This window comes from Pseudomonas endophytica (assembly GCF_001411475.1).
Lineage (GTDB): Bacteria > Pseudomonadota > Gammaproteobacteria > Pseudomonadales > Pseudomonadaceae > Aquipseudomonas > Aquipseudomonas endophytica.
In genome coordinates, this window is sequence record NZ_LLWH01000040.1 from 1 (window position 1) to 10269 (window position 10269).

At 55.9% G+C, this 10269-nt stretch carries 12 protein-coding genes; 8 read left to right on the forward strand and 4 right to left on the reverse strand.

Features of this window, described 5'->3' with window-relative positions; translation table 11 throughout:
- Together AQS70_RS04385 and AQS70_RS04390 are read left to right on the forward strand one after the other, a co-directional pair.
- A partial coding sequence (locus AQS70_RS04385; protein WP_277620576.1) for an AAA-type ATPase lid domain-containing protein occupies positions 1-397 on the forward strand: 397 nt, incomplete at its 5' end.
- Positions 398-417: 20 nt separating this feature from the next.
- On the forward strand, positions 418-873 hold the full coding sequence (locus tag AQS70_RS04390) for a thioesterase domain-containing protein (protein ID WP_055101702.1): 456 nt from the start codon (positions 418-420) through the stop codon (positions 871-873).
- A gap of 264 nt (positions 874-1137) precedes the next feature.
- On the opposite strand, the gene cysQ is transcribed toward AQS70_RS04390, so the two are convergent.
- Both cysQ and nudE read right to left on the reverse strand, forming a co-directional pair.
- Positions 1138-1941 carry a 3'(2'),5'-bisphosphate nucleotidase CysQ gene (gene cysQ, locus AQS70_RS04395; protein WP_055101703.1) on the reverse strand — a complete coding sequence of 268 codons (804 nt, stop codon included), beginning with the start codon at positions 1939-1941 and terminating at the stop codon, positions 1138-1140.
- A 17-nt stretch (positions 1942-1958) separates the two neighbouring features.
- Positions 1959-2525: an ADP compounds hydrolase NudE gene (gene nudE / locus AQS70_RS04400; protein WP_055101704.1), complete on the reverse strand. Its 567-nt coding sequence runs from the start codon at positions 2523-2525 to the stop codon at positions 1959-1961.
- 88 nt (positions 2526-2613) lie between these two features.
- Here nudE and yrfG point away from each other — a divergent pair, with 88 nt between their 5' ends.
- Positions 2614-3276, forward strand: coding sequence for a GMP/IMP nucleotidase (gene yrfG / locus AQS70_RS04405; RefSeq protein ID WP_055101705.1), 663 nt, complete (start codon positions 2614-2616; stop codon positions 3274-3276).
- Positions 3277-3327: 51 nt separating this feature from the next.
- Here yrfG and lysM read toward each other — a convergent pair whose 3' ends face one another.
- Complete coding sequence (gene lysM / locus AQS70_RS04410) at positions 3328-3768, reverse strand: peptidoglycan-binding protein LysM (protein ID WP_055101706.1); 441 nt, start codon at positions 3766-3768, stop codon at positions 3328-3330.
- Between the two features lie 65 nt (positions 3769-3833).
- On the opposite strand from lysM, the gene AQS70_RS04415 reads away from it, so the two are divergent.
- The 5 genes from AQS70_RS04415 (at position 3834) to AQS70_RS04435 (ending at position 9855) form a co-directional block, all read left to right on the forward strand.
- Complete coding sequence (locus AQS70_RS04415; RefSeq protein ID WP_055101707.1) at positions 3834-4721, forward strand: LysR family transcriptional regulator; 888 nt, start codon at positions 3834-3836, stop codon at positions 4719-4721.
- 94 nt (positions 4722-4815) lie between these two features.
- Entirely contained in the window at positions 4816-5655 is an 840-nt protein-coding gene (fdhD, locus tag AQS70_RS04420) for a formate dehydrogenase accessory sulfurtransferase FdhD (RefSeq protein ID WP_055101708.1), read from the forward strand.
- A complete protein-coding gene (locus tag AQS70_RS04425) occupies positions 5652-8000 on the forward strand; it encodes an FdhF/YdeP family oxidoreductase (RefSeq protein WP_055101709.1) in 2349 nt (782 codons plus the stop codon). Before fdhD ends, AQS70_RS04425 begins: the two co-directional genes overlap by 4 nt.
- Positions 8001-8212: 212 nt before the next feature.
- On the forward strand, positions 8213-8689 hold the full coding sequence (locus AQS70_RS04430; protein WP_055101710.1) for a glycine zipper domain-containing protein: 477 nt from the start codon (positions 8213-8215) through the stop codon (positions 8687-8689).
- 245 nt (positions 8690-8934) lie between these two features.
- A complete protein-coding gene (locus AQS70_RS04435) occupies positions 8935-9855 on the forward strand; it encodes a hypothetical protein (protein ID WP_055101711.1) in 921 nt (306 codons plus the stop codon).
- Positions 9856-9992: 137 nt separating this feature from the next.
- Here the strand turns inward: AQS70_RS04435 and AQS70_RS04440 are convergent.
- Positions 9993-10269 (reverse strand): Lrp/AsnC family transcriptional regulator (locus AQS70_RS04440; RefSeq protein ID WP_162233872.1); only part of this gene is annotated, 277 nt, incomplete at its 5' end.

Genomic DNA, 10269 nt, shown 5'->3' on the forward strand with positions numbered 1-10269 from the left:
GCACTTTGCCGACGAAGCCAGCACCCGCCACGGCCTGCCGCTCAATGTGTTGCAGCCAGCACAACGGGCGCAATTACTCCACCACCCATGGCCGGGCAATGTGCGCGAACTGCAAAACGTCGCTGAGCGCTTTGCCCTAGGTCTGGAGTTAGCCTTGGACGAAGACCCTAACGACGCTGCTCAGTCTTCTCATGTTGCGGTGTCTGGCAGCTTGAGCGAGCAAGTCGAACAGTACGAGAAAAGCTTGATTGGCGCCGAGTTAGAACGCTCGCACAGCTCGATGCGCAGCTTGGCCGAAGCGCTGGGCGTGCCGCGCAAGACCCTGCATGACAAACTGCGCAAACATGGGCTTCACTTTGAGAGCGGCAGCCAGCCTCACACGGATGAACTCGATTGACCTGTACAGGATCCTCTTGCATGAACCGCGACAGTCGTTATCTGGAATCCATTCTTCATCACGACATTCCGCTGACCCGTGAAATGGGCCTGAGCGTGCTCGACTGGCAGGGGCAGCAACTGCGTTTGCAGTTGCCATTAGCGGCCAATATCAACCACAAAAGCACCATGTTTGGCGGCAGTCTGTATTGCGGGGCGGTATTGGCCGGCTGGGGCTGGTTGCACCTGAGCCTGCGTGAAGCCGGGATCGACGACGGGCATATCGTGATTCAAGAAGGCCACATCCGCTACCCGCTGCCCGTCACCCAAGACGCCATCGCGCTATGCGATGCGCCCGCCGAAGCGGTGTGGAATAAATTTTTGGCGATGTACAAACGCCACGGCCGGGCGCGACTGACCCTTGAAACGCGGGTGATCAATGCTCAGGGCGGGGATGATGCGGTGCGGTTTAGCGGGCAATACGTATTGCATCGCTAGCGAGCTGTTCGCCAAGTTCGCTCTTTTCAAACATGAATTAAGTTATTGATTTCAAAAGGCACCATTGTTTTCGTATTTACACAGGGTGTGTAGGCAGACAAATCTCCCCCGTAGGAGCTGCCGCAGGCTGCGATCTTTTGATGTTGCGGTTGAAGATCAAAAGATCGCAGGCTGCGCCAGCTTCTACAAAAACAGAGATGCACCCAAACAGCGTGCGCGATGGTGTTTCAGCGACTACAGGGCAGCGCCTACAGGAACTGGTCGTTAGCGTTGTGTTAATGCCAGTAGCTGTTCACGCCACGCGGCCTTTGCCGGCAACGCCAAAAAATAGTCATTGAGCAACGACTCGCGGGCCGGGTAAGTGAACGACTCGCCATTGAGTTGCAGCACCACGCCACCCGCGCCCTCTAGCACGCCTTGCGCAGCCGCGGTGTCCCACTGTGAGGTCGGCGCCAAACGCGGGTAACAGTCCGCAGCACCTTCAGCCAGCAAACAAAACTTCAACGAGCTGCCAATACTCGCCATTTCTAACCTACCAACGGCCTTCTCTAGCCCTGACAGCAAGCGCTCTTGCTCAGGGCTTGAATGCCTACGACTGGCAACCACGATGAGTGGCTCACCTTGTGGTGGGACGTGACGCACGCTGATCGGCGTGATCACCTCCGCGTCTGCCCGCCAAGCGCCTAAGCCCGCGCCGCCGTAGTAACAACGGCCACTGGTGGGCAATGAAACCACGCCAAACACCACTCGGCCCTGCTCGATTAGCGCAATGTTGACGGTGAACTCTTCGCTACCGGAAATAAATTCTTTGGTGCCGTCCAAGGGGTCAACCAGCCACCAGCGAGCCCAACCTTCGCGCACGCTTTGGGGGATGTTGGCGTCCTCTTCGGAAAGTACCGGAATGCTGGGGTCCAGCGCGGTTAGGCCGTCGAGCAAGATGTGATGGGCCGCAAGGTCAGCGGCTGTTACCGGGGAGTTATCGTCTTTAGTCGTGACCGCGACGTCAGCGCGCCAGAACGGCAAAATAGCCTCGCCTGCACGGTGCGCGAGCTCAATCACCGGAGCCATTAAAGGATGCGCCAAGGTCACAGTTTAAAAACCCCGCGTTGGGTCAACAGGTCCCGCGCCAAGTACAGCGCCGCCAATGCACGGCCTTCGCTGAATTGCGGGTGTTGCACCAACGCCGACAATTCCCGCAGGTTAACCCGGTCAACCCGCATAGGCTCCGGCTCGTCGCCCTCTAAGCGGGCTTCATACAGATCAGAGGCCAACACCACCTGAATTTTCTGGCTCATGTACCCCGGCGACAATGACAGCTCAGTCAAATGCTCAAGCTGGCGAGCGCCGAAACCGGCCTCTTCTTTCAATTCACGCTCTGCGGCCGCCAGCACGTCTTCGCCTGGCTCAATCAAGCCTTTAGGCAGCGAGATTTCGTACTCATCGGTGCCGCCGCAATACTCTTCGACCAAGATGGCATGTTCGGCATCAATCATTGCCACGATCATCACCGCGCCATAGCCATTACCGCGCCCCACCAGCCGTTCGTAAGTACGCTCGACGCCATTGGAGAAGCGCAACTGCACTTCTTCGACCCGAAACAACCGGCTACTGGCAACAATTTCACGGGCAAGTACAGTGGGTTTTTGGCGCATAGCGGCTCCTCAATATGAACGGGTTACTATACCCCGGCTTTTCCGATTGTCTGTGTCGGATGTTTTTCTACTGTGGGGGAAGTTTTGCATGACAGCGTTACCTTGGCGCGACATTGATACCGTTCTGTTAGACATGGACGGCACACTGCTCGACCTGCACTACGACAACCATTTTTGGCTCGAACACCTGCCGCAGCGTTATGCCGAGCTACACGGCATCAGCCGGGCGATGGCTGACTTGGAGCTGAACCCACTGTTTGAAAACAACGCCGGTCAGTTGCAGTGGTACTGCCTAGACTTCTGGAGCAGCGAGTTAAACATTCCGGTGCGTGAGCTTAAGCTCGAAACGGCCCACCTGATTGCCTTACGCCCTGATGCAGATACCTTTTTAGCGGCGATCAAACAGGCGGGCAAGCGGGTGATTCTGATTACTAATGCGCACCGTGATTCGCTGTCTTTAAAACTGGAGCGCATTGAACTGGCGCCGTATTTTGAGCGCCTTATCAGCTCACATGATTATGGCTACCCCAAAGAAAGCCCAGCATTTTGGGATGCGCTGCAAACCGATATTGGCTTTGAGCCCAGCCGCAGCCTGTTTATCGACGACACCTTGCCCATCCTGCGCAGCGCCGGTGCGTTCGGCATAGGCCATTTGCTGGCAGTCAAACACCCCGACAGCAAAAAAGGCCCGAAAAACACCGAAGAATTCGAGGCGCTCGGGGATTACCGCGAGTTGCTGCAAGGGCTTTGAATAAGACCTGAAATGTAGGAGCGAGCTTGCTCGCTCCTACATTAAATCGGGTTACTCGGGAATACGTAGCGTCTGACCTGGATAGATTTTGTTCGGGTCGCTAAGCAGCGGCTTGTTGGCTTCGAAGATTTTGTTGTACTTGTTCGCGTCGCCATAAACCTGAAGTGAAATCGCACTCAGGGTGTCGCCCTTTTTCACCACGACAAACCGTGAAGCCACGACCGCAGGCCCAGAAACGGTGATTTGGTCATCAACACTGGCCACACCCACGATGTTGCCCGCGGCCAAAATGATTTTTTCTTTCTCTTCCTGAGTGGCCGCTTCGCCGCTTAGCGTTATCTTGTCGCCCTCAACCTCGGCTTTGATATTAGGATTGCCCAAGCCAACATCCGCCACGTGCTTTTTCAGGTCATCAGACGCATTGGCATTACCCGGCGTAAATAGGTGGGCTAATTTTTCACCGGCTTCTTTCACAAAGCTTAAAAGGCTCATCGGTCACGCTCCAAGGTATGAAATATCCAGAAACCTAAGCGTAGACCATCACTCTTGGAGCAACGATGGACATCAAGCAGCTCAAATTCCTCATTGCCCTAGACGAAACACGGCATTTTGGGCAAGCCGCCGCCCGTTGCCATATCACTCAGCCCACGTTGTCGATGCGTTTGCGCAGCCTTGAACAAGAGCTTGATTTGCAGTTGGTCAACCGTGGCCAACGCTTCGAAAGCTTCACCGCGCCCGGCGAGCGCATACTCGCTTGGGCCCGTACGGTCCTGGCCGCTTACGATGGTTTGCAGGCCGAAGCGGCGGCCTGTCGCGGCAATTTGATCGGTACGTTGCGCCTCGGCGTGGTGCCACTGTCGAATTTCGATCCGTTGCCGTTACTTGAGCGTATGCACCAAGAACACCCCGAGCTGCGCTTTGAGTTATCAGCCCTAAGTTCTGGGCAAATCCTTGAGCAACTCGCGAGTAATCAGCTCGATATTGGGGTGTCGTATCTGGATCATCTTGATCACGAGCGATTTGACTCGCTGGCACTGGGTGAGACCCGAATGGGCCTACTTTACGACCAACGGCATTTCAAGTTTGGCGAGCAGCCCTTGAGTTGGGAGCGTTTGATTGAGTTGCCACTGGGCTTGCTCAGCGGCGGCATGCATTTTCGCCAGTCCATTGATCACAACTTCCACAGCCGTGGCCTCACGCCGCATCCTTTATTACAAACCGATGCGGTGCATCAGCTGTTACAAGCGGTGCACGCGGGCCTCTGCTGCGCTGTCATGCCGCTTGAGGGCGGGCTTGAAGCGCTCACCGACACCTTGCGTTTGCATCCGATTGAAGACGCTAAAACCTTGTCGCAACTGGGTTTAATCATGCGTCGCGAGGCACCACGTTCAGCGTTAGCCGAAGCATGTTTTGCACTGATTCAGAAATCACTTAGCAGGTCTTGATCGACACGCTCTATCAACAGATCAACGCTAGCGATTAGACGCGACCCTTTGTCGCGCCTACGCTTAGGGTCATCGAACACGTTGGTAAAGCCTTATGAACGCCAAGCGCCCTCTGTGCGCTGCGCCCGCTCCCAATTCGCCCGCGCCTGCTGCCAGTCAGACCTACCACTACGCCACGCTAGAACAGAGCGGCGACGCAGCAACGGTTCTCGCAGAAGAAGTCGCATTGGCTATTGCTTACAACGGCATAAGCCAAGCTGTGATGCTGGTCACGCCCACTGATCTTGAAGATTTCATCGTCGGTTTCAGCTTGGGCAGCGGCATCATTGATAACGCGAACGATATCTACGATCTCAAGCTAACTGGCGCAGGCTCGGCACAGTACGCCCATGTCGAAATCGCCAGCCGGGCGTTCTGGAACCTTAAACAACAACGCCGACAGTTGGCAGGCACCAGCGGCTGCGGTTTGTGTGGTGTTGAGGCCGTCGAACAAGCCCTGCCCGACCTCAAAAAACTGCCAGGTGCGCCCTTACCGCCGGCTCAGTGGCTCGAGGGGTTACGCCAACGGATCAATGACTTCCAACCGCTGGGCCAACACTGCGGCGCCGTGCATGCCGCTGTTTATATGGACGCCAAGGGTGAACTGCTGATGGGCCGCGAAGACATCGGTAGGCACAACGCCCTCGACAAACTGATCGGTGCGTTGGTGCGCCAGCACATCGACCTGAACGGGGGAGCGGCGATTGTCACCAGCCGCTGCAGCCTTGAGCTGATTCAAAAAGTGTTGCGGGCCGGGATCCAAACCCTGATCAGCCTGTCCTCGCCGACGGGCTTGGCCCTGCAATGGGCCCGACGCCACAACCTCAATCTTATTCACTTGCCACAAAAAAGCGCGCCACGGGTGTATAGCCCGGCGCAGGAGATTCAATCGTGAGCCTTCATCATCAAGCCGACCAAACGCCCACTCCGCGCTATAAGCCCTATAAAGGCCCGGCCGGTGGCTGGGGCGCACTGATTAGTGTGGCGCAGGCCTGGTTGACCAGCGACAACGCACTGAAAAACCTGCGCGCGATGCTTAAAACCAACCAGAACGGCGGTTTCGACTGCCCGGGCTGCGCGTGGGGCGATTCGCCGGAAAGCGGTTTGGTTAAGTTCTGCGAGAACGGCGCCAAAGCGGTGAACTGGGAAGCGACCAAACGCCGTGTAGACCCGGCCTTTTTCGCTAAATACAGCGTCAGCGCGTTGCGGGAGCAAAGTGATTACTGGCTTGAATATCAGGGCCGTTTAACCGAGCCCATGACCTACAACGCCCAAACCGATCATTACACGCCGATCAGTTGGGATGCCGCGTACAGCTTGATTGCCCGGCACTTGCTCAATCTGTCGAGCCCCAATGAAGCCGAGTTCTACACCTCGGGTCGCGCCAGCAATGAAGCGGCGTATCTGTATCAACTCTTTGTGCGAGCGTTCGGCACCAACAACTTCCCCGACTGCTCGAACATGTGCCACGAGGCCAGCGGCGTGGCGCTGGCACAAAGCATCGGTGTGGGCAAAGGCACCGTGACGTTCGATGACTTTGAACACGCTGACGCTATTTTCGTGTTGGGACAAAACCCTGGCACCAACCACCCACGCATGCTTGAGCCGCTGCGTGAAGCGGTTAAACGCGGCGCTCAGGTGGTGTGTGTCAACCCGCTGAAAGAGCGCGGGCTTGAGCGCTTCCAGAACCCGCAGCACCCGCTAGAAATGCTCACCAACGGCGACCGCCCAACTAATACGGCCTACCTACGCCCTGCATTGGGCGGTGACATGGCACTGTTACGCGGTATGGCCAAATTTTTGCTGCAATGGGAGCGTGATGCACAAGCTGCGGGCGAGCCAGCGGTCTTCGATCATGCCTTTTTGAATGAGCACACGGCGGGCGTTCTCGACTACATCTCCAGCTTGGACAACACCTCTTGGGAACATATCGTCGAGCAATCGGGCCTCACGCTGGTCGATATCGAACGCGCCGCCCGCATGTATCTCAAGGGTAAAAACGTCATCATGTGCTGGGCGATGGGCATTACCCAGCACCGTCACTCGGTACAGACCATTCAGGAAATCGCCAGCCTAATGATGCTGCGCGGCAATATTGGCCGCCCTGGTGCGGGCTTGTGCCCGGTACGTGGCCACAGCAATGTGCAGGGCGACCGCACAATGGGGATCAATGAACGCCCACCTGTGGCTTTCCTTGACTCGCTTGAACGCCGTTTCAACTTCAAGGTCCCGCGTGAAAACGGCCACAACGTGGTTGAAGCTATTCACGCCATGCTCGAAGGTCGGGCCAAGGTCTTTATCGGTTTGGGTGGCAACTTTGCTCAAGCCACGCCAGACAGCCCGCGTACAGCCCAAGCGCTGCGCAATTGCGACCTCACGGTACAGATCAGCACCAAGCTCAACCGCAGCCACCTGATGCACGGCAAAGAGGCGCTGATTCTGCCGTGCTTGGGCCGTACCGACATCGACCTCCAAGCCGAAGGCCCGCAGGCGGTCACGGTTGAAGACTCGTTCAGCATGGTTCACGCCTCTAATGGGCAACTCAAGGCATTGTCGAATCAAATGCGTTCCGAGCCTGCAATCATTGCCGGTATTGCTGCCGCTACGTTGGGCACGCACCCCATCGACTGGAACTGGACAGTGGCTGACTACAGCCGCATTCGTGAGTTGATTGCCGACACAATTCCGGGCTTCAAAGACTTCAACACACGGATTCAACACCCCGGCGGTTTTTACTTGGGCAACGCTGCTGGAGCACGGCAGTGGAACACACCGACTCAACGTGCCAACTTCCGAATCAACGAATTACCGCACGATTTGGTCGACGCTCGCGCCCGTGCCACTGGCCAGTTGCCGGACTTGATCCTGCAGTCGATGCGTTCACATGACCAATACAACACCACGATTTACGGCCTTGATGACCGTTATCGCGGGGTTAAGGGGCAACGTGATGTGTTGTTCGCTAACGAAGCCGACATCATCCGCTTGGGCTTTAAGCCAGGGCAGAAGGTCGACATTGTCTCGATCTGGAATGACCAGCATGAACGTCGGGTGAAAAACTTCACCCTTCTGGCGTTCGACATCCCGGCGGGACAAGCAGCGGCTTATTACCCGGAGGTCAACCCGTTGGTGCCGTTGGAAAGCACCGGCGACGGTAGCCACACTCCGACGTCGAAGTTCGTGGCGATCCGCCTTGAAGCAGCCAGCCCGTCGAAGCTGATAATGGCTAAAGCGAGCTAAACCGAAGCGTTGAAACGCAGGCACAAAAAAGGCCGCTTTCTTGTAAAAGCGGCCTATCTGAACGACAGATAGACTGACAAAAAAGCATTAAGTTCCCTATCAAAAACAATAACTTATGTAATTGTGCACAGTTCGTGTTACTGGTCGGATTCCGATTGTAACTAACCCTCTCCAGCCTCAGGATCGCCTCGTCATTCTTTTGAGGCTTACCTATGAAGCTCACCTCTATTCTTTTGTTGTCCCTTGGACTGGTCAGTGGCGTAGCCTCGGCCGGTGGCACCACCGAAGCGGGTGTGGGTGGCGCATTAGGAGGAGTACTTGGCGCCGTAGTGGGTCAGCAATTAGGCGGCTCTACCGGCTCGACTATTGGTGCAGGCGTAGGCGGCGCAGCGGGAAGTGCCGTGGGTGCCGATAAACGTAGCCGTGGCGAAGCGGCCATTGGTGGCGCTCTGGGTGCCGCAGGTGGTAACGCCATTGGCCGCGGAGTCGGTGGCAGCACAGGAGCATTAGTCGGCTCCGCCGCAGGCGGGGGCGCTGGCGGTGCACTGGGCAATTACATGGGCAACAAAAGCGATGCCGATGATCGCCGCGCCAGCCACCGTAACGATCGCCGCTACTATCGAGATGACCACCCTGGCCGTGGCCATGCTTATGGTCATCACAAGAAGAGAAAACATCGTCACCACTAATACCCCACAAACGGGAGGCTAAACGCCTCCCGTTTTTGTTTTCTTGTCGACACACTTGCAAATTGTGTCAATGCATTACGCCCGCTCGTAATTGCTCGAATCATGCAGGCTGCATGACTGCGAGATTGGCGCAAAATACTATTACGTTAAAAATCATAGACTTAGGTTATTTAGTAACTTGGCATAGCCCCTGCAATTACTTGAATGAAGGCTGCACCTCATTCCATTTCAGGAGCAAAACAATAATGATCGGGACTAAAGAGCTATATCCCGCTGACCATCTAGATTCCTCCAGCCACTCCGGCGTCTCTTGGGGCGCGATTTTTGCGGGTGCCGCAGCTGCCGCTTCACTCTCTCTTATGCTGATCATGCTGGGCGCCGGTTTGGGCTTCTCAGCTGTGTCGCCGTGGGCGGATGAAGGTGTAGGTGCAAAAGCCTTGGGTTTCACCGCGATTATCTGGCTGGCGTTGACGCAAATTATTGCGTCGGGCATGGGCGGTTATCTGGCCGGGCGCCTGCGGGTCAAATGGTCCAGCATGCATGGCGATGAAGTGTACTTTCGCGACACCGCACACGGCTTCTTATCGTGGGCCGTGGCCACTCTCGTTTCTGCGGTATTGATCGCAAGCTCCATCAGCAGCGTGATCGGCGGCGGTGTGCAAGCGACGTCTAACATTGCTTCTGGCGCAGCTTCGGCGGTGAGCAGCGTGGCGGGTGCGCAGATGAATAAGGGTGATAACAGCTCGGACTACTTCATCGACACGCTGTTTCGTAATGATAATGGCCAAGCACTCAGCGAAGACGACGTGCGTAACGTCGTGACCCGCATCCTTGTGCGCAGCCTGGACAATGATGGCCAAATGGGTGCAGAAGATCGCGCTTATCTGGCAAAAATCGTTGCCCAAAAGACCAACCTGACTCAGCAAGAAGCCGAGCAACGGGTTGACCAGGTGTACGCAAAAGCTCATCAGGCCATTGAAGATGCCAAGGTAAAAGCTAAAGAAGCCGCTGACACTGCTGCCAAAGTGGCTGCCTGGAGCACCTTGTGGACATTCATCACGCTGTTGCTCGGTGCGTTCTTCGCCAGCCTGTGTGCAACGTTTGGTGGTCGCCGTCGTGATGCCGTGACCTACAACGTGACTAATCAACCTGTCGCTGACCGTTAATTCTGGAGAATAAAAATGCGCTCGATTCTATTGTTCTTTCTCGGTATCCCTATCCCGATCATCATCCTAATTGCGCTGTTTGTTCACTAACAGCCTAAAAATGGCCTTCCTCGCGAAGGCCATTTTTTTGCTCGGTATTAAACCGGTAAGCACGTCGTGGATTTGATTTCAGACAGCGCAACAATCGAGTTCACTTCCTGAATCCCCGGCACCATCGACAGCTTCTCGAAGAAGAAGCGCTCATAGGCTTCGATGTCAGCGGTCACAATGCGCAGTAAAAAATCCACAGAACCCATCAGCACATAGCACTCCAGCACTTCAGGAAAACCGCGAATGGCCTCGGTGAACTCGGTGAAGTTGGAGCGCCCATGGGCGTTGAGTTTGATCTCGGCAAAAATCTGCGTATTAAGGCCA